The following is a 19,500-nucleotide window of genomic DNA, read 5'->3' as shown; positions in this document are numbered from 1 at the left end:
GCGGCGGCGTCAGCGGGTCGACTCGGCGAGCACCTGGCGGACCAGGTCGTCGGGCGCGCCGCGCACCGCGGCCTGCCCCGGCCGCTCGATCACCACGAAGCGGACCTCGCCGGCCTCGGCCTTCTTGTCGACCCGCATCAGCGCGAGGTAGCGCTCGGCCCCGAGCGCCGGCCCGACGGTGGGCAGGCCCGCGCGCGCGATCAGGGCCGTGACGCGCTGCACGAAGGCGGCATCGACCAATCCGAGCCTGTGCGACAGCCGCAGCGCCATCACCATGCCGCAGCCCACGGCCTCGCCGTGCAGCCACTCGCCGTAGCCGAGCCCCGCCTCGATGGCGTGGCCGAAGGTGTGACCGAAATTGAGGATCGCCCGCAGGCCCGACTCGCGCTCGTCCTGCCCCACCACCTCCGCCTTGATCTCGCAGCTGCGCTTCACCGCATGCGCCAGCGCGCGCGGCTCCCGCGCCACCAGGGCGTCCACGTTCGCCTCGATCCAGTCCAGGAAGTCCAGGTCGGCGATCGGGCCGTACTTGATCACCTCCGCGAGGCCGGCGCTGAGCTCGCGCGGGGGCAGCGTCTTCAGCGTGTCGAGGTCGCAGAGCACGCGCGCCGGCTGGTAGAACGCGCCGATCATGTTCTTGCCGAGCGGATGGTTGATCGCGGTCTTGCCGCCCACCGAGGAATCGACCTGCGCCAGCAGCGTGGTCGGCACCTGCACGAAGGGCACGCCGCGCATGTAGCTCGCGGCGGCGAAGCCGGTCATGTCGCCCACCACGCCGCCGCCCAGCGCGAACAGCACCGTCCTGCGGTCGCAGCCGTGGGACAGCAGCGCATCGAAGATCAGGTTGAGGGTCGCCCAGTCCTTGTGTTCCTCGCCGTCCGGCAGCACGACCTCGAACACCGAGCGGTAGCGTGCGGCCAGCGCCGCGCGCAGCGCGCCGAGGTACAGGGGCGCCACGGTGGTGTTGGTGACGACGAGGGCGGCCGCCGCCGCGGGCAGGCCCTCCCAGCTCGCGGCGTCGGCAAGCAGGCCGGCGCCGATGCGGATCTCGTAGCTGCGCTCGCCGAGCGCGATGCGGACCTGCCGGGGGGAGTCGGAAAGCGGGGCTGGCATGCCCCGAGTTTAAGCGGCGGGCGGAAGGCCGCCGGACAGCTCCAGCTGCATCAGGATCATGTTCACCAGCCGCGGCACCGAGGGCCGGCCGGTCTCGACCTGGAAGTGGGCCGCCTCGCGGTAGAGGGGGTCGCGCTGCTCGTACAGCTCGCGCAGCTTCGCCATGGGGTCGGCCACCTGCAGCAGCGGGCGCGTGGTGTCGTGCCGCAATCGCCGGTACAGCTCCTCGGGCGAGGAGCGCAGGTAGACCACCTGGCCGGTGGCGCGCAGGCACGCGCGGTTGGCCTCGCGCAGCACGGCGCCGCCGCCGGTGGCGATCACGCAGGACGGTCCCTGCGCCAGTTCGGCGAGCACCTGCTGTTCGACGTCGCGGAAGGACGCCTCGCCTTCCCGCGCGAAGTACTCGCGGATGGAGCAGCCGAGCCGCTCCTCGATGACGTGGTCGGAATCGAAAAAAGGCAGCCCGAGCCGCCTTGCAAGTTGGCGCCCGACAGTGGTCTTGCCACTGCCGGGCATTCCGACGAGGGTGATGCTCAGGTGCGCCCCATGTCAGGGGATGATCACCGAGCCGAGCAGGGTCACGTTGCCCTTGGGCGTCGAGCTCTTCATGGACAGCTCGGCGCCGCTGCAGGTATCGCCGGGGCTGGAGCCCTTGGCGACGATCACCCGGTGGCTGGTGGCCGTCGTGGTGCTGGGCACGGTCGCGGGAATCACTTCTCGCACCACGCAGTTCGTTCCGCCGCTCACGGTGGCCGTGACGCTGGTGCCGAACGGCAGGGGGTTGCCATGCAGGTCGAACAGGTTGACGGTCACGCCCGTCGCCGACGGTGTGCCGAACACGCTGGAGTCCTCCGTCGCCGTGATGGCGAAGCTGCCGGAAAACACGATGGTCAGGCGGGCGCGCACGCGGGTCGGTCCCCAGACGCCGTCACAGGTATTCGGGACGTTCTCGATCACGCCAGTGCTGCAGGCGTTCGTGCCGATGCCGGAACCGGCCACGGAGCTGTTGCCAACCCTTTGCTCGGTCGCAGCCGGGGCGCCGTCTTCGTCCGAGTCCAGGAACGGCTGTCCCATGTCCGTGAACTGCTCTCCGGCATCGAAGCGGTTGTTGCCGTTGATGTCCACGAAGTCCTCGTCGCCATCCATGAAGGCGAGGATGCTGACCCGGCCGTCGGTCGGGCGGAAGGCCTGGCTGGCGAACTGAACCGAGCAGCCGGACTTGCCGTTGCCGTCGATGGTCAGCGTGCAGGATGCGGTGACCTGGCCGCCTTCGGAAATGAAGGACACCGGCGTGCCTTCCGGCACCGGCTGGCCGAGGCGGTCGGCGGTGCGCACGTTCAGGTTCGTGATCTCGCCGTCGAAGTCCCAGCCCTCCATGTTGAAGACGCTGGCGGATGGCGAGAAGAACTTCTGCACCGCACGGCCGGAGTTGACCGTCAGGCCCGAAGACGAGGCGGAAACCGAGGTATCGCTGGCGAGGGCAGCCGTCACGCTCAGGGGCGTGGGGAAACCACCGGACTTCACGATGACCGAGACCTCGCCGTTGGCGTCGGTCGGCACCGTCTTGGGAGCGGTCGTCTTCGTGTCGGCGAAGACGACGCCCGAGGCGATGGCCGCGGCGGACAGCGACACCTGGACATTCGTGGAGGCCCCGATGCCGCTGCCGGCGGCATCCACCACCTTGAAGCGCACCGTGGATTGCTTGTCGCCGGACGACGCCGCCGAGGTGAAGATCACAGAAGGCGTGGCGCTCTCGAACAGCACGTTCGTGGCCTGCGGGGACTGAACCGTCACCTGGGTCTGCACGGGGCTCGCACCCGGGGCGGAGGCCGTCAGCGTGGCAGTGCCGCCCAGGCAGCCGGCCGCCTGGAAGGTGGCCGAGGCCTTGCCGGTCGAATCGGTGGTTGCGGTCGCCGGGCTGAAGGTGCCGCAACTGGCTGTGAAGCCGACGGCCACCGGTGTGCTCGTCGCGGCCGTGCCGTTCACGAGCGCGTTCACCGTGACCGTGGTGTTCTGGAACGGGGTGAGCGAACTCTGCGCCGCCGCCATCTGCGCCAGCGACACGTTGGCCGGCGAAGTCTGGACGTCCAGCGAGCTGGAGACTGCGGCGCCCCCGACCGTCGCCGTGGCCGTGAGCGTGGCCGCACCGGCGCTGGTCGCGCTGGCCGGCGTGACCTGCACGGTCGCGATGCCGTTCGCGTCGGTGAGCACCTGGCCGGACGCGGGCTGGAAGGCCACGGAGCTGCCCTGGCCCGCCGAGAACGTGACGAGCTTGTTCTGGACGAGCGCGCCGCTCGCGTCCTTGACCAGGGCCTTGGCGAACACCGTGGCGCCAGCGCTCACGGCGTTGCCTGCGACGGGCGCGCCCGAGGAATTCACGAGGCTCAGCGCCAGGCTCGCGCTGTCGACGGGCGTTGACGGCGAATCGCCCGATCCTCCGCCACTGCTACCGGAGCCTCCGCTGCCCGTTCCAGGCGTGGTGCCGGGGCTTCCTCCCCCCCCTCCGCATGCGGCCAGCGCGCCGACCATGACCATCGAGGCCAGCGCCTTCATCTTCTTGTTCATCGAAACAAATCCTTCCGTCGGTACTACAGGTGAACGGGTCAAAATGTCAAAGGTTCAGCGGCCGGCAGCCTGACGGTCTGCCACCATCTTCGGCGTGATGAACACCAGCATTTCCTGCTTGGTCGCCTGGCGCTGGCGGTTCTTGAACAGGTTGCCGGCGACCGGGATGTCGCCCAGCAGCGGCACCCGCGTTTCCTGCTCGGTCTCGGTCAGCTCGAAGATGCCGCCGATCACGACCGTGCCGCCGTTCTCCACCAGCACCTGCGTCTTGATGTGCTTGGTGTTGATGGCGATGCCGGCCGCCGTGGTCTCGCCACGGCTGTCCTTGGCGATGTCGAGGTCCAGGATGATGTTGCCCTCGGGCGTGATCTGCGGCGTCACTTCCAGCTTCAGCGTGGCGCGGCGGAAGGCCACCGAGGTCGCGCCGCTGGAGGTCGCCTGCTGGTACGGGAATTCCGTGCCCTGCTCGATCAGCGCCTTGGTCTTGTCGGCCGTCACGATGCGCGGGCTGGACACCAGCTTGCCCTTGCCATCCGCTTCCAGCGCCGACAGCTCCAGGTTCAGGAAGCGGTTGGCGGCGGAGCTGAAGATCGAGATGGCGAAGGTCGAGGGCGTGAAGCCACCGACGCCGACGGCCGGCAGGTTCACGACGCTGGTATTGAGCGTCGTCAGCGCGGTGTTGCTTTCGCCCGTCGTGCCGGACACGGCGTCGTAGCTGCCGCCGAAGGCGACGCGGTTGCTGTTGTTGAGCGCATAGCCGGCGTCGCCGCCGCGCACGCCGCGCAGGTCGCTGCCGCCCAGGCGCACGCCCAGGCTCTTGCCGAAGCTGTCGGAGGCTTCGACGATGCGCGCCTCGATCAGCACCTGGCGCACCGCGATATCGAGCCGCTGCACCAGCTGCTGCACCTGTTCCAGCTTGGACGGCACGTCGGTGACGAACAGCTGGTTGGTGCGCGGCTCGGCGATCGCGCTGCCGCGGGCGCTGAGGATGCGGGAGGCGCCGCTTCCGGTGAGCTGCACGGCGACGTCGGCCGCCTTGGTGTAGTTCAGGACGAAGCCCTGCGTGCGCAGCGGCTCCAGGGTCTGGATCGCGGCCTGGGCCTCGAGCTCCAGCTTTTCCTTGGCGGCGATCTCGTCCTTCGGGGCGATCCACAGCACGTTGCCGGTGCGGCGCATGCCCAGGCCCTTGGCCTGCAGGATGATGTCCAGCGCCTGGTCCCAGGGCACGTCCTTCAGGCGCAGCGTCACGCCGCCCGTGACCGAGTCGGAGGTGACGATGTTGAAGTTCGTGAAGTCCGCGATGACCTGCAGCAGCGAGCGCACTTCGATGTTCTGGAAGTTCAGCGACAGTTTCTCACCGGTGTAGCCGGGGCCCTGCGAGAGCTTGTTCGGGTCCTGCCGCTGGGTGCGGACTTCCACCACGAACTGGTTGTCGGATTGATACGCGCTGTGCTCCCAGGCGCCGCGCGGCTCGATCACCATGCGCACGCGGTCGCCCTGCTGGAAGGTGCTCACGGCCTGGATCGGCGTGCCGAAGTCGGTCACGTCCATGCGCCGGCGCAGGCCCTCGGGCAGCGTCGACTTCAGGAATTCGACCACCAGCGACTGGCCCTGCTGGCGGATGTCCACGCCGACCTGGTTGCTGGGCAGGTCCACGACCACGCGGCCGGAGCCATCCGGGCCGCGGCGGAAGTCGAGGTCGCGGATCGGCTGCGTGTCGCGGTTGCGGCTTTCGGCAAAGGCCTGCGCCGGCGCCGAGCCGGTGCTGGCCTGCGCCACGGGGTCGAGGGTGACGATCAGCGACTTGCCGTCGATCTGCGTGCGGTAGTTGGTCGAGGCCTTCAGGTTCAGGACCAGGCGGGCGCGGTCGGGCGCCTGCACCACGTTCACGGAGCGCAGGTTGCCGACGTTGAGGTCCACCGCGCTGCGGCCCAGCCCGTTGGTTGCCCCGGGGATGTCCAGCGCGATGCGCGCCGGCGACTGGATGGCGAAGCCGGTGGGCACCGACGTGAGCGGTTCGCTGAAGTCGATCCGCACGACCTCGGCGCCGCCCTGCATGCTCCCCCGGACGTTTTCCACGACCGGCGCCGCCTGCGCGACGCCCCAGCAGGCCGAAGCCACCATCGCCGCCGCGGCCGCGAAGGCGCGCCAGCTCCATTTGCTCGTTTTCATCATTTGGACTTCTCCTGCAATTGCAGCGTCGAGGTTCTCTCGATCCATTCGCCAGCCGCGTCCTGCACCAGCTCCCTCATAACGACTTCCGTTTCCGTCACCTTCGTGATGCGTCCGTAGTTCTGCCCCAGGTAGTTGCCGGGCTTGACCTGGTACAGCAGGTTGTCGATCTTGATCAGCGCCACCGGCTGGCCGGCCTTGATCAGGCTGCCCACCATCGCCATGGAATCCAGCGGATAGGCTTCCAGCGGTTCCTTGCGCCGGCTCAGCTCGGGCTGCAGCAGCGCGGCGCTGGCCGTGCCGGCCTGCTGGGCGTCGCGCTTGAACGCCACGCTCAACTTCTGCTGGCTGAAGGGTTCAACGGCGGATTCCTGCGTGTACGCCTGCGGCGCGAAGCGCTTGGGCTCCGGGATCGGCGTCACCTGCGGCTTGGTGGCGGCGCGCTGCTCCTGCATCCATTGCTGGATTTCCTCCTGGTCGGAGTCGCTGCAGGCGGCCAGTGCGGCGGCGGCGACGAGTGCGAGCAACAGCTTGCGGGTCATTTCTTGGCTCCGCCCTTCTGGCCGGGCTTGCCGGCCGTGGCCTTGCGCTGCGCCGCCACTTCGTCGGGGTCGAGGTAGCGGAAGGTCTTGGCCGTGGCGTCCAGCACCAGGTTGTCCTTGGACTGGGAGATATCGAGGTTGTTGAGCGTCACGATGCGCGAGAGGTGCGCGATGTCCGAGGCGAAGGCGCCGATGTCGTTGTAGCGGCCCTGCACCTTCACGGAGATCGGAAGCTCCGCGTAGTACTCCCTGACGCTGACCGAGCCGGGGCGGAACAGGTCGAAGGTCAGGCTGCGGCCGAGGCCCGCCTGGTTGATGTCGGACAGCAGGGCGTCCATCTCCGCCTTGCTCGGAAGCTGCTTCTCCAGCTGCGTCACGTACTGCTGCACCTGCTCGCGCTGCTTGCGCAGGGCATCGAGGTTGACCGCCTGCGTGAGCTTCTTCTTGTAGTCCTCGCGCAGGCCGAGTTCCTTCTTCTGTTCCGCCTCGAGTTCCTCGGCGGAGGTCGTGAGCCAGGAGAACCACAGGGCCACCACGATGGCGACGATGACGGCCACGCAGACCAGCAGCTTCGGGACGAGGGGCCAGGAGCCCGGTTCGTTCGGATCGAGGCCGCGGAACTGGGAGACGATCTGTTCCTTGAGGGCGGCAGTGTCGAGGGAGGGTACGGCCATGGTTCAGACCCTGGTTGCGGTAGGCGGGAAACGAGGGGGCGTCACTTCCTGGCCGAAGCGGGAGTGACGGCGGCCACGGCGGCGCTGGGGGCGCTGGCGGCGCCCATCGGCGCGGCCACCACGCCGCTCGACGGCGCGGCGGCAGCGGCAGCGCTCGCGGCGGCCGCGGCCTTCTGCGCCTCGCTGGCGCGCAGCACCTTCACGTTGATCTTGAAGTTCGCCACCCGGCGGGTGTCCTTGGGCGGCAGCGTGACGTTGGTCGCCACGATCTCGATCAGTTCCGGCCGGGCGATCCAGGGGCTGCCCGAGCTCAGGTTGCGCAGCAGTTCCGAGACGCGCTCGTTGGACTGCGCGATGCCGGCCAGCGCCACGTTGTCGTTGACCTGCTTCATGCTGGTCAGGTAGATGCCGTCCGGCAGCAGCCGGGACAGCTCGTTGAGCAGGTGCACCGGCATGTTGCGGTCGGCCTGCAGGTCTTCCACCGCCTGCTGGCGGGCGCGCAGGGCCGCGATCTCCTCCTGCAGTGCCGCGATGTCCTTGATCTGGCTGTCCAGACGCTGGTTCTCGGTGGCCAGGATGGTGTTGCGCATCTGCTGGTTGGAGATCTGGGCGCCGTACCAGAGGTAGATGCCGCCGGCGATCACCGCACCGGCCAGCGCCGAAGCGCCCAGGCCGGCGTAGAACATCTCGCGCCGGCGCTTGCGTGCCGCCTCTCGGTGCGGCAACAGGTTGATCAGGATCACTGCAGGAACCTCCGCATCGCCAGCCCGCAGGAGGTCAGGTACGACGGCGCTTCGCGGCGCACCTTCTTCTCCCGGACGTTGTCGCCGATCTCCATGCCCTGGAAGGGATCGGCCAGGGTGCAGGGGAACGAGGTGTGGGCCATGATGGATTCGCTCAGGCCCGGCAGCGCCGCCGAGCCGCCGGCCACCATGATCTGGTCCACGCGGTTGTGCGGAGTGCTGGTGAAGAAGAACTGCAGGGCGCGGGCGACTTCCTGCGCCATGCTGTCGACGAAGGGCTTCAGCACGCCCATTTCATAGTCCTCGGGCAGTTCGCCGCTGCGCTTCTTGGTCTCGGCCTCCTCCGGCGAGAAGCCGTAGTGCCGGACGATGAGCTGGGTGAGCTGGGCGCCGCCGAAAGCCTGGTCGCGGTCGTACAGCACCTCGTCGTTGCGGATGACCTGCATGCTGGTGGTGCTGGCACCGACTTCGAACAGCGCGACCAGCTGGTCCTTGCCGGCGTCGGGCAGGCCGCCGATCAGGCGACTGGCGGCGAGGCGCGCCGCGTACGATTCGACGTCGATGATCACCGGCTTCAGGCCGGCCGCTTCGGCCAGGCCCTGGCGGTCCTGCACCTTTTCCTTGCGGGAGGCGGCGATCAGCACCTCCACGTCGCCGGCGGACGTGCTGCTCGGGCCGACGACGCAGAAGTCCAGGCTCACTTCATCCAGCGAGAAGGGGATGTACTGGTTGGCTTCGGTCTCGACCTGCACTTCCAGGTCCTGTTCGGACAGGCCGCCGGGCAGGATGATTTTCTTGGTGATCACCGCCGACGCAGGCAATGCCATGGCAACATTGCGCGTCCGGGTGCCGCTCTTCTTGATGACGCGCCGCATGGCCTCGGCGACCTCGTCGAACTTCTCGACGTTGCCGTCGTTGATCCAGCCACGCTCCAGGGGCTCGATGGCACAGCGTTCCAGGACGAAACCGCCGTCCTTCCTGAGGCCGAGCTCGACGAGCTTGACGCTGGAAGAACTGATGTCCAGCCCCAGCAGCGGGGCCGACTGGCGGCCGAACAAAGACCCGAAAGTGAACAATCCCGCCTCCTACGACGCCTTCGTGTCAAGGCGTAACGAACTTAAGATTCCACATCAATGCTAGCAGTAAGGTCCTTGTCCCAAAAGGAATTTCCCCCTCTCCACGGTTGAGCGCGTTGGGAAAACCCTACGCGATTTGCTGCGATACTGACGTGGTACGCCGGCTGTCCCCAGCCCTGTGCCGGCTGTCCTTTTCCGGCCCCCGGAAACACCGGACCGGAACCGGCTGGCAGCCTCCCGGCTCTGATGAATTGCGTTTTTAAAATGGGCGCCCCGGGACGCCCCGCTGGAGTTTTATGGCTTCCGATTCTTCTTCTGACACTCCCGGACCCGGCCCCACCTCCCGCCGCCGCCCGTTCTGGCAGCGCTTCCTGCTGAAGCTGTTCGGCTGGACCTTCGGGCTGGCGTTCGCGCTGGTGGCCGCCGTGGTCACCGTGGGGGGCGTCGCCCTGGCGGTGGCTTATCCCAACCTGCCGGACATCGGAGACCTGGCGGACTACCGCCCCAAGCTGCCGCTGCGCGTGTTTTCCGCCGACGGCGTGCTGCTGGGCGAGTTCGGCGAGGAGCGCCGCAACCTGACGCCCATCGGCGAAATTCCGCAGGTGATGAAAAATGCCGTCCTGGCGATCGAGGACGCACGCTTCTATTCGCACAACGGCGTGGACTACAAGGGCCTGATGCGGGCCGGCGTCGCCAACCTGGGACGGGCCAAGAGCCAGGGCGCCTCCACCATCACCATGCAGGTGGCCCGCAACGTCTACCTGTCGTCCGAGAAGACCTTCACCCGCAAGCTGTACGAGGTCCTCCTGACCTTCAAGCTGGAACACCTGCTGTCGAAGGACCAGATCCTCGAGATCTACATGAACCAGATCTTCCTGGGCAACCGCGCCTACGGGTTCGCGGCCGCCTCGGAGACCTATTTCGGCAAGCCGCTGAAGGAAATCACGATCGCCGAGGCGGCCATGCTGGCCGGCCTGCCCAAGGCGCCGTCGGCCTTCAACCCGGTGAGCAACCCGTCGCGGGCGCGCGCCCGCCAGCTCTACATCATCGAACGGATGGAGGAGAACGGCTTCATCACGGCCGCCGAGGCGGAAGCCGCCAAGAAGCAGGAACTGCGGGTCCGCACGGGAACGCAGACCACGGCCGTCCGCGCCGAGTACATCGCCGAGACGGTGCGCCAGCTCGTCTTTGCCCAGTACGGCGACGAAACCTACACCCGCGGCCTGAACGTCTACACGACCGTGCGCGCCCGCGAGCAGGAAGCCGCATACAAGGCGCTGCGCCAGGGGATCATGGCCTACGAGAAGCGCCAGATCTACCGCGGCCCCGAGCGCTTCGTCGACCTGCCGACCGACCCGAAGGAGGTGGACGACGCCATCGACGACGCGCTGGCCGACCACCCGGACAACGGCGACGTGCTGGCGGCGGTGGTGCTGGAAGCCACGCCCAAGAAGATCGTCGCCGTGCGCGCGAACGGCGACCACGTCGACATCGTCGGCGAGGGCCTGCGGCCGGCGCAATCGGGCCTGTCCGACAAGGCGCCGCCCAAGATCAAGATCCGGCGCGGCGCGGTCATCCGCGTGATGAAGTCCGCCAAGGACACCTGGGAGATCACCCAGCTGCCCGAGGTCGAGGGCGCCTTCGTCGCCATCGACCCTCGCGACGGCTCCATCCATGCCCTGGTGGGCGGCTTCGACTTCAACAAGAACAAGTTCAACCACGTCACCCAAGCCTGGCGGCAGCCCGGCTCCGGCTTCAAGCCCTTCATCTACTCCGCCTCGCTGGAAAAGGGCTTCACGCCCTCGACCATCGTCAACGACGGCCCCCTGTTCTTCGACGCCGGGGTGACCGGCGGCCAGCCCTGGGAGCCCAAGAACTACGACGGCAAGTTCGAAGGCCCGATGCCGCTGCACACCGCGCTGGCCAAGTCCAAGAACATGGTGTCGATCCGGATCCTGCAGGCGGTGGGCGCGCAGAGCGCGCAGGACTGGATCACCCGCTTCGGCTTCGAGGCCGAGAAGCATCCGCCCTACCTCACCATGGCCCTGGGCGCGGGCTCGGTCACGCCGATGCAGATGGCGCTGGGCTACTCGGTGTTCGCCAACGGCGGCTACCGCGTCAACCCGTGGCTGATCACCCGGATCGCCGACCAGAAGGGCAAGGCGCTGGTGGAGAGCCAGCCGCCGCTGCTGAACGAGTCGATGCGCGCGATCGATGCCCGCAACGCCTTCATGATGGATCGCCTGCTGCAGGAAGTCGCCCGGGTCGGCACGGCCGCGCGCGCCCAGCGCGAACTCAAGCGCCCGGACCTCTACGGCAAGACCGGCACGACCAACGACTCGATGGACACCTGGTTCAATGGCTTCCATCCGACGCTGGTGGCCATCGTCTGGATGGGATTCGACACGCCCCGCTCGCTGGGCGACCGCGAGACGGGCGGCGGCCTGAGCCTGCCGATCTGGATCAACTTCATGGAGACCGCCCTCAAGGGCGTGCCCGTGATGGAACCGGCCGCCCCCGAGGGCGTGGTCAACGTCGCCGGCGAGTGGTACTACGAGGAATACGCGCCGGGCGCGGGCATCCGCTCGCTGGGCCTGGCGGGTGAATCGGGCGGCGCCCCGCCGGCCAATGGCGCGCCGCGCACGGGCGGCTCCTCGGGCGAGCAGTCGCCGGGCGCCCCGGGCGACCGCAGCCTGCTCAACTCCGACGGCCAGGCGCCGCGCTCCGCGCCCAACGACGAGCGCCGCAGCATCCTGGACCTGTTCAGGAACTAGCGAAGGCGAGCGGGCGTCCCGCCTGCTCGCTGGCGTAGCGGCTCAGGTCGGCGAAGAACTCGCCGCCATGGCCCTTGGTGTCGCGCCAGCACTGGCCGTCGTAGCGGTAGTGGAAGCCGCCCGCCTTGGCGGCCATCCACACTTCCTGCAGCGGCTTCTGCAGGTTCACCACGATCTGGCTCTGGTTTGGGAAGATCAGCGTCACCATGCCGCCGACCCGCTGGTTGTCGATGTCCGCGTCGGTGCTTTCGTTGATCCGGTCGCAATCCGCCTCCACGGCCTTCAGCAGGGCCTCGGCGCGGTCGAGGTATTCGAGATCGGTCATTACAATTTCCAAATGTCAGGTGTTCTGCAAATTCTAGGAGCCGCGCAGCGGCCGTTGATCGCGCTGGGCGCGATCGCCCTGCTCGCGGCCTGCGGCCAGAGGGGCGCGCTGTACCTCCCCACGGGCGAAGCCGCCGCCGGGCGCGCCACCCTGCCCGAGGCGTTGAGGCCGGAAAGCTTGACGCCGGCGCCTTCCAGCAGCGCGATCCAGCCCACGCCGGCCGCCTCCGCGCCGCCCACGGGCACCGCCAACCCGGTGCCGCGGCCATGAGCGCGCCCCGCCTGCCTGGCGCCCCCTTCGTGCAGTACCGGGGCGAGGAACTGTTCGTCGAGGACGTGCGGCTCGCCGACCTGGCGCGCGAGCACGGCACGCCCCTGTTCGTCTATTCGCGCAACGCGATGCTTGCGGCGCTCGGCGCCTACCAGCGCGGCTTCGCCGGCCGCAAGGCGAAGATCTGCTACGCGATGAAGGCGAACTCCTCGCTGGCCATCCTGCAGGTGTTCGCGCGCGCCGGCTGCGGCTTCGACATCGTCTCGGGCGGCGAGCTCGAACGCGTGCTGGCCGCCGGCGCCAGGGGCGAGGACATCATCTTCTCGGGCGTCGGCAAGAGCCGGCGCGAGATGCGGCGCGCGCTGGAAGTCGGCATCCACTGCTTCAACGTCGAAAGCGAGGCGGAGTTGGAGGTGCTGAGCGAAGTGGCCGTCGACCTGGGCACCCGGGCGCCGGTCAGCCTGCGCGTGAACCCCGACGTCAACCCGCTCACGCACCCCTACATCTCCACCGGCCTGAAGGGCAACAAGTTCGGCATCGCCCACAAGGACGCGCTGCGCGCCTACCAGCGCGCCGCCGCCCTGCCCGGGCTGCGCGTCGTCGGCATCGACTGCCACATCGGCTCGCAGATCACGCAGGTGCTGCCCTACCTCGATGCCATGGACCGCATCCTGGACCTGGTGACGCAGATCGAGGAGGCCGGCATCCCCATCGAGCACATCGACTTCGGCGGCGGCCTGGGCATCGTCTACAACGACGAGCAGCCGCCGGCGGCCGACGCGCTGTGGCAGCGCCTGTTCCAGCGGCTGGACGCGCGCGGCTTCGGCGGGCGCCAGCTGATGATCGAGCCGGGCCGCTCGCTGGTCGGCAACGCCGGCCTGTGCGTGGCCGAGGTGCTGTACCTCAAGCCCGGCGAGCAGAAGAACTTCTGCATCATCGACGCGGCGATGAACGACCTGCCGCGCCCGGCCATGTACGAGGCGTTCCACCAGATCGTGCCGCTGGCGCGCCCCACGGCGCAGTCGCAGGTGTACGACGTGGTCGGGCCGGTGTGCGAGAGCGGCGACTGGATCGGCCGCGAGCGCAGCCTCGCGGTGCAAGCGGGCGACCTGCTGGCGGTGCTCTCCGCCGGCGCCTACTGCATGAGCATGGCCAGCAACTACAACACGCGCGGGCGCGCGGCGGAGGTGCTGGTGGACGGCGCGCAGGTGCACGTGGTGCGCGAGCGGGAGGACGTCGCGGACCAGTTGCGCAAGGAGCACCTGCTGCCCTGAGCGTGCTCAGCCGGCCGACGGCCGGCGCGTGCCGGGCGACGGGCGCGCCTGCCGCTTGCGCAGGAACTCCCGCACCCGCCATCCGAGCAGCACCGCGAGGATGGCCGCATAGACGGCGACCTCGCCGAAATTGTTCTTGGCCGCCCGCATCCAGAAGAAGTGCAGGATGCCGAGCGGCGCGATCGCGTAGACCAGCTTGTGCAGGGCCTGCCAGCGCTTCGCCCCCAGCGCCTTCACGGCGCGATTGAACGAAGTGGCCGCCAGCGGCGTGAGCAGCACGAAGCCGGCGAAGCCCACCAGGATGAAGGGGCGCTTGGCGATGTCCTTGCCGATCTCGCCGAGGTCGAAGCCCTGGTCGAACCAGCTGTAGGCCAGGAAGTGCAGCACCACGTAGAAGTAGGTGAAGAGGCCCAGCATGCGCCGGAAGCGCGCCAGCGTCGGGAGGCCCGCGACCACGCGCAGGGGCGTCACCGCCAGCGTGAGGCACAGGAAGCGCAGCGTCCAGTCGCCGGTGGAGCGCGAGAGGTATTCGGCCGGATTCGCGCCCAGGCGGTCGGCCAGGGCGCCGTAGAACAGCCACGCGAAGGGCAGCAGCCCCAGCACGAACAGGACCGGCTTGGCCGCCGGATGCAGCAGGGCGCGGGAAAGCGTCATCCGCCGTTCAGAAGTTCTTCTTCAGGTCCAGGCCCGCATAGAGCTGGCCGACCTGCGGCTCGTAGCCATTGAACATGAGCGTCTTGCGCTTCTTGGCGAACAGCCCGTCCTCCCCGATGCGCCGCTCGGTGGCCTGCGACCAGCGCGGGTGGTCCACGTTGGGGTTCACGTTGGAATAGAAGCCGTACTCGTTGGCCGCGGCCTTGTTCCACGCGGTCTTGGGCATCTGCTCGACAAAGCGGATCTTCACGATGCTCTTGCCGCTCTTGAAGCCGTACTTCCACGGCACCACCACGCGCACCGGCGCGCCGTTCTGGTTCGGCAGCACCTCGCCGTACATGCCGAAGGTGAGCAGCGTGAGCGGGTGCATGGCCTCGTCCATCCGCAGACCCTCGACATAGGGCCAGTCCAGCACGCGGGAACCGACATAGGGCATCTGCTTCGGGTCCGCCAGCGTCACGAACTCGACGAACTTCGCGCTGCCCAGCGGCTCCACCTTCTCCACCAGCTTCGCCAGCGAGTAGCCGACCCAGGGGATCACCATCGACCAGCCCTCGACGCAGCGCAGGCGGTAGATCCGCTCCTCCTGGGCCGACAGCTTCAGCAGGTCCTCCAGCGCGTACTTGCCGGGCTTCTTCACCAGCCCCTCGATCTCCACCGTCCACGGCGAGGTCTTGAGCGTGTGCGCGTGCTCGACCGGGTCGCCCTTGTCGGTGCCGAACTCGTAGTAGTTGTTGTAGCTGCTGGCGTCCTTGAATTCGGTGACCTTGTCCATCGTCACCGCGCCGGGGATCGTGGAGCGCACGGCCTGCAGCGCGGGGCGCTTGCCGGGACGCGAGACCTGCGCCAGCGCCTCGCGCTGCGCCCACTGGGCCAGCGCCGCCCCGGCGACGCCGGTGGCCATCCATTTCAGCAGCCGCCGCCGGTCCTCGTAGACGGCACGCGACGTGATCTCGCTGGCGATCGGGTGCTGGAAACCGTCGCGGCCGGTCCGGATCAGCATGCTTTCGTCTCCTTCGGTGCTACGTGCCCATTCTTGCAAGGATTCGGATTTCCTGCCGACGGCAGGGACGTCAGAGCTCGCCGTAGCTGTGGAGCCCCGACAGGAACATGTTGACGCCCAGGAAGGCGAAGGTCGTGACCGCCAGGCCGACCAGCGCCCACCAGGCCGACACCGTGCCGCGCAGGCCTTTCATCAGCCGCATGTGCAGCCAGGCCGCGTAGTTCAGCCAGACGATGAGCGCCCAGGTCTCCTTCGGGTCCCAGCTCCAGTAGCCGCCCCAGGCTTCGGCCGCCCACAGCGCACCGAGCACGGTGGCGATGGTGAAGAAGGCAAAGCCGACGGCGATGGACTTGTACATGACGTCGTCCAGCACGTGGAGCGCGGGCAGCCGCGCCGCGATGCGCCGCCGCGCCAGCAGGATGCCTCCCACGATCAGCGCGGCGACCGCGAAATAGACCGTCCAGTAGCTGCTGCTGGTCTCGACCGACTTGCGGAAGGCCATCGGCAGCACCGAGAGGAACACGCCCAGCACCCACAGCGGGGCGAGCCGCCGCCAGCGCGTCTCGGCCCCCTGCAGCTTCACGAGGTAAGCGAAGGCCACCATCGCAGCCAGCGAGAAGGTCCCGTAGCCGATGAAGTTGGCCGGCACGTGCAGCTTCATCCACCAGCTCTTGAGCGCGGGCACCAGCGGCTGGATCTCGTGCGCCTCGCGGGCCATCGAGTACCAGAACAGGAAGCCGACGGCGGCGCTCACCACCAGCATCACGAAGGCGCCGACCGCGCGGGTCTCGTACTGCTGCTCGAAGTAGAGGTAGAACGCCGTGGTCATCCAGCAGAACAGGACGAACACCTCGTAAAGGTTGCTGACCGGGATGTGGCCGATGTCCGGGCCGAGCAGGTAGCTCTCGTACCACCGCACCATCGTGCCGACCAGCGCCAGCGCGATGCCCACCCAGGCGAGGCGCGAGGCGATCGTCTCCATGGTGGCGGACTGGCCGCGCGCGAACATGCCGATCCAGTAGAACACCGTGCTCATGACGAACAGCACGCTCATCCAGAGGATGGCCGACTGGCTGGAAAGGAAGTACTTCAGCCAGAACACGCTGTCGGCCCGCGCGATGTCGCCCTGGTAGGAGGCCACGCCCAGCAGCGACAGCCCCGCGACCGCCAGCATCAGCGCGCGCAGCGGCCGCCAGAACCATCCGAGCCAGATCGCGGCGGGGAGGGACGCGAGCAGGATGGCCTTCTCGTAGACGTCCATGTGCTGCGCGTAGCGGGCGAAGGCGTAGCCGCCGCCGGCGGCCACGAGCAGGGCGAAGAGCCAGTCGACCGGGTTGCGGCGGGCGAAGAAGCCCTCGTCGAGGGTGAGGGTGGTGGTGGCGGTGTTCATGCCGTGGCTCCCAGCAGCTTGTCCTTCAGGCGTTGGAATTCGCGGTCCACGTCCAGCAGCTTGCGGTTGCTGGACAGCGCCATCCGCGCCCGCGAGCCGGCGCCGTCCGGACTCAGCCAGACCCACAGCCGGCGCTCGCGAACATACAGCATGGCGAAGACCCCCAGGATCAGCAGGGCGCAACCGAGGTACACGACGGAGCGGCCGGGCGAACGCGTCACCTGGAACACGCTGGCCTGCACCTGCCGGAAGTCCTTCAACTGGAACGCGACGGGCGCCGGGTAGGCGAAGCCGTCGTTCAGCGCCAGCACCGCCTGCGTCATGAAGGCCTGGGTGCGCTCGTTGCGCGGCAGGGGCTGCAGGCCCGCCTTCTCGCGGCTCAGTTGCGCCAGCTCCAGCAGGGTGCCATTGAGGATGCGCACCAGCACCTCGCCGGCCCGGGTCCGCTCGGCCTCCGGCACCTTCGCCTCGATGAACTCCGACACCGCCTGCAGGCCTCCGGTGCCCTGGGCCCCGTCCGGCGCGGCGCCGGCGAAAAGCCCCAGCACGCGGGCCGTCGAGGCGATCATCTGCTGCGCCATCTCCGGCTTCGCCGGGTCGGTCGCCGCCTTCGCATAGGCGCGCGCCGCGGCATCGCGCAGGGCGGGATCGGCCAGGGCCGCGCGCAGGCGCAGGTAGCCCTCGAGCGTGCCGTTCTCGTCGGCCGGCACCCGCAGGTAGCGGAAGGCCTCGTCGGGGTTGTCGCGCACGCCCAGCATGAACTGCGGCACGCCGTCGCCCAGGTCCATCGGCAGCATGTAGTTCTGGAACTCGCGCGCCTGGCCGGCCGCGTCGCGCAGCTTGTAGGTCACGGTGGGGCCGACGTTGCGCAGCAGCTTCTTCGCGCTGGTCTTGTTGGCCGCGCCCAGGCGGGCGTCGAGCGACTGGCGCAGGTCGACGCCGCGCACGTCCGCCCCGCTCGCGGAGCCGCCGGCATCGGCGAGGTTCTCCACATTCATCACCCGAAGGCCGGTAAATTCCAGCGTCATCTTCTCCGCGCCGGGCTGCCGGTTCTTCGCCAGCTCGGTCGAGGCGCCGATGGTGCCCTGGACCTCGAAGCGGTGGCGGCCGCCGTCCATGGGCAGGCCCTGCAAGGTCACCGCGGAGCCGCCGTCGTCGAAGCTGGCCTGGTAGATCTCGATGCCGCGATGGCGCACCGGGTGGTTCACTTCCACCCGCGCCGGGATCTGCTCGCCGCTGATCCGGTCGTGGATCACGATGTCGCTGGCGAACAGCTTGGGCATGCCGGTCGCGTAGTGCTCCACCACGAACTTCTTCAGCTCGATCGCGAACGGCAATTCCTGCAGCAGGATGCCGTCCGACTGGTTCAGGACCGCGGTGGAGGACTGCATCCCCTCGGCCACCATGAGGTTGCCGCGGAAGGTGGGATTGGTGGACGGCAGGCGGTGCTGCGCCGGCACGTCGGCGATCGTGCCGCCGCCCTTGTACGGCTGCTTGCCGTCCCATAGCATCTGCGCCCGCACGATCAGGTCGCCATCGAGCAGGCCGCCGAGGCACACCAGCACGATCGCGCCGTGCGCGGCCAGGTAGCCGATCTTGTTCACGCCGCCGGCCCGGGCCGCGACCATCCAGCCGGACGCGCCGCGCTGCTGCAGCCGCACCTTCCAGCCGCTCTTCGCCAGCGCCTGGCCGATGCGCCGCGCCTGCGCCTCCGGCGGGCCGGCGAGCGTGCCCTCGGCCCGGTGGTGGAAGGCCAGCAGCGCGCTCTCGCGGATGTTTTCCTTGGTGGCCTTGAGGTCGGCCAGGATCTTGGGCGTGTTCCGCGCGATGCACAGGGAGGTGCTCGCCACCAGGAACGCCAGGATCAGCAGGAACCACCAGGCTCCGTAGACGGCGTTGAGGCGGATCGCCAGGAACAGCTCGGCCCAGAACGGCCCGAACTGGTTGATGTAGTTGCCCACCGGCTCCTGCTGCTTCAGCACGGTGCCGATCACCGAGGCGATGCAGATGACCGTCAGCAGCGCGATGGCGAAGCGCATCGACGACAGCAGTTCCAGCAGCGCACGGGGCCGCGAGGTGGCGGGGGCGGGCGGCAGCGGCGGGTCGGCGGTGGTTACGTTCATCGGGAGGGAAACGACAAGGGCGGGCCCTCTCGCGAGGTGCCCGCCCTTCTTGGTTGGACTTGGCGGCGCTTAGTTCAACCGCTGGCTGGCTTCAGCGCAGGCCGGCGATGTAATCCGCCACGGCGCGGATCTCGCGGTCGTTGAGCTTGGCAGCGATCTGCGCCATCTGCGCGCTGTTCTTGCGCACGCCATCGCGGAAGGCGACCAGCTGGCCGGCCGTGTAGTCGGAATGCTGGCCGGACAGGCGCGGGTACTGCGCGGGGATGCCGGCGCCGTTGGGGCTGTGGCAGCCGGCGCAGGCGGGCAGCTGGCGGCTCTGGACGCCGCCGCGGTAGATCTTCTCGCCCAGGGAGACCAGTTCCTTGTCCTTGGCGAAGCCCGGGCTGGCCTTCTGGGCGCCGACGTAGGCCGCGATGTTCTTCATGTCGCCGTCCGTCAGCTGGGAGGCGAAGCCCTGCATGATCGGGTTGGGCCGCTTGCCGCTCTTGAACTCCTGCAGCTGCTTGACGATGTACGCCGGGTGCTGGGCGGACAGCTTCGGGTTGGCGGCGGTGCCGGAATTGCCCCCCTGGCCGTGGCAGGCGACGCAGACGGTGCCGAACTTGGCCTCGCCGGCGGCCGGATCGACCTTGCCGTTCGGGGCGGCAGCCACGGCGGCGTGCGCGGGAGCGGGTTCCGCGGCGGCAGCAGGGGCCGAGGCAGCGGGCGCCGCAGCGCTGGCGGCCGGCTGCTGGGCCCCCGACGGGAGGGCGAAAAGAGCCAGCGCGGCGGCCAGCAGCAGGGAAGCAGGCGACTTGATCAC

17 protein-coding genes are annotated in these 19,500 nt (G+C 68.8%); 3 read left to right on the top strand and 14 right to left on the bottom strand.

What is annotated here, in order from left to right; genetic code table 11:
- Window positions 1-9 precede the first annotated feature (9 nt).
- Genes aroB through JJ685_RS18330 form a run of 8 tightly spaced genes read right to left on the bottom strand, consistent with a single transcriptional unit; the run spans window position 10 to window position 8,885 of the window.
- Window positions 10-1,113, bottom strand: a complete 1,104-nt coding sequence (aroB, locus tag JJ685_RS18365; protein ID WP_201675764.1) for a 3-dehydroquinate synthase — start codon at window positions 1,111-1,113, stop codon at window positions 10-12.
- Between the two features lie 9 nt (window positions 1,114-1,122).
- Window positions 1,123-1,650, bottom strand: coding sequence for a shikimate kinase (locus JJ685_RS18360; RefSeq protein ID WP_201675841.1), 528 nt, complete (start codon window positions 1,648-1,650; stop codon window positions 1,123-1,125).
- Window positions 1,651-1,662: 12 nt separating this feature from the next.
- Window positions 1,663-3,678 (bottom strand): Ig-like domain-containing protein, encoded by a 2,016-nt coding sequence (locus tag JJ685_RS18355; RefSeq protein WP_201675763.1) that lies wholly within the window; start codon window positions 3,676-3,678, stop codon window positions 1,663-1,665.
- 54 nt (window positions 3,679-3,732) lie between these two features.
- Window positions 3,733-5,853, bottom strand: a complete 2,121-nt coding sequence (pilQ, locus tag JJ685_RS18350) for a type IV pilus secretin PilQ (RefSeq protein WP_201675762.1) — start codon at window positions 5,851-5,853, stop codon at window positions 3,733-3,735.
- Window positions 5,850-6,392, bottom strand: a complete 543-nt coding sequence (locus tag JJ685_RS18345; RefSeq protein WP_201675761.1) for a pilus assembly protein PilP — start codon at window positions 6,390-6,392, stop codon at window positions 5,850-5,852. Before JJ685_RS18345 ends, pilQ begins: the two co-directional genes overlap by 4 nt.
- Window positions 6,389-7,066, bottom strand: a complete 678-nt coding sequence (locus JJ685_RS18340) for a type IV pilus inner membrane component PilO (RefSeq protein ID WP_201675760.1) — start codon at window positions 7,064-7,066, stop codon at window positions 6,389-6,391. Before JJ685_RS18340 ends, JJ685_RS18345 begins: the two co-directional genes overlap by 4 nt.
- 41 nt (window positions 7,067-7,107) lie before the next feature.
- The gene (locus JJ685_RS18335; protein WP_201675759.1) at window positions 7,108-7,809 is read right to left on the bottom strand and encodes a PilN domain-containing protein; all 702 of its coding nucleotides are present in this window, start codon (window positions 7,807-7,809) and stop codon (window positions 7,108-7,110) included.
- Complete coding sequence (locus JJ685_RS18330; RefSeq protein WP_201675758.1) at window positions 7,806-8,885, bottom strand: pilus assembly protein PilM; 1,080 nt, start codon at window positions 8,883-8,885, stop codon at window positions 7,806-7,808. The genes JJ685_RS18335 and JJ685_RS18330 overlap by 4 nt, the downstream gene beginning before the upstream one ends.
- A gap of 296 nt (window positions 8,886-9,181) precedes the next feature.
- Between JJ685_RS18330 and JJ685_RS18325 the strand changes: the two genes are divergently transcribed.
- On the top strand, window positions 9,182-11,659 hold the full coding sequence (locus JJ685_RS18325) for a penicillin-binding protein 1A (RefSeq protein WP_201675757.1): 2,478 nt from the start codon (window positions 9,182-9,184) through the stop codon (window positions 11,657-11,659).
- Here the strand turns inward: JJ685_RS18325 and cyaY are convergent.
- The gene (cyaY, locus tag JJ685_RS18320; protein WP_201675756.1) at window positions 11,649-11,984 is read right to left on the bottom strand and encodes an iron donor protein CyaY; all 336 of its coding nucleotides are present in this window, start codon (window positions 11,982-11,984) and stop codon (window positions 11,649-11,651) included. The genes JJ685_RS18325 and cyaY overlap by 11 nt on opposite strands.
- 12 nt (window positions 11,985-11,996) lie before the next feature.
- Here cyaY and lptM point away from each other — a divergent pair, with 12 nt between their 5' ends.
- Window positions 11,997-12,254: an LPS translocon maturation chaperone LptM gene (lptM, locus tag JJ685_RS18315; RefSeq protein WP_201675755.1), complete on the top strand. Its 258-nt coding sequence runs from the start codon at window positions 11,997-11,999 to the stop codon at window positions 12,252-12,254.
- Complete coding sequence (lysA, locus tag JJ685_RS18310; RefSeq protein ID WP_201675754.1) at window positions 12,251-13,528, top strand: diaminopimelate decarboxylase; 1,278 nt, start codon at window positions 12,251-12,253, stop codon at window positions 13,526-13,528. The genes lptM and lysA overlap by 4 nt, the downstream gene beginning before the upstream one ends.
- A 6-nt stretch (window positions 13,529-13,534) precedes the next feature.
- Here the strand turns inward: lysA and JJ685_RS18305 are convergent, their stop codons facing one another.
- From JJ685_RS18305 to JJ685_RS18285, 5 genes are all read right to left on the bottom strand, one after another.
- Window positions 13,535-14,182: a protein-methionine-sulfoxide reductase heme-binding subunit MsrQ gene (locus tag JJ685_RS18305; RefSeq protein ID WP_201675753.1), complete on the bottom strand. Its 648-nt coding sequence runs from the start codon at window positions 14,180-14,182 to the stop codon at window positions 13,535-13,537.
- A 7-nt stretch (window positions 14,183-14,189) separates the two neighbouring features.
- Entirely contained in the window at window positions 14,190-15,185 is a 996-nt protein-coding gene (msrP, locus tag JJ685_RS18300; RefSeq protein WP_201675752.1) for a protein-methionine-sulfoxide reductase catalytic subunit MsrP, read from the bottom strand.
- Between the two features lie 70 nt (window positions 15,186-15,255).
- Window positions 15,256-16,575, bottom strand: a complete 1,320-nt coding sequence (gene ccsB / locus JJ685_RS18295; protein ID WP_201675751.1) for a c-type cytochrome biogenesis protein CcsB — start codon at window positions 16,573-16,575, stop codon at window positions 15,256-15,258.
- Entirely contained in the window at window positions 16,572-18,698 is a 2,127-nt protein-coding gene (locus JJ685_RS18290; protein ID WP_201675750.1) for a cytochrome c biogenesis protein ResB, read from the bottom strand. The genes ccsB and JJ685_RS18290 overlap by 4 nt, the downstream gene beginning before the upstream one ends.
- A 91-nt stretch (window positions 18,699-18,789) precedes the next feature.
- Entirely contained in the window at window positions 18,790-19,497 is a 708-nt protein-coding gene (locus JJ685_RS18285; protein ID WP_201675840.1) for a c-type cytochrome, read from the bottom strand.
- Between the last annotated feature and the right edge of the window lie 3 nt (window positions 19,498-19,500).

The sequence above is a fragment of the Ramlibacter monticola genome (assembly GCF_016722785.1).
In the GTDB taxonomy this organism is placed as follows: domain Bacteria; phylum Pseudomonadota; class Gammaproteobacteria; order Burkholderiales; family Burkholderiaceae_C; genus Ramlibacter; species Ramlibacter monticola.
This window is presented reverse-complemented; position numbering and strand designations above follow the sequence as displayed.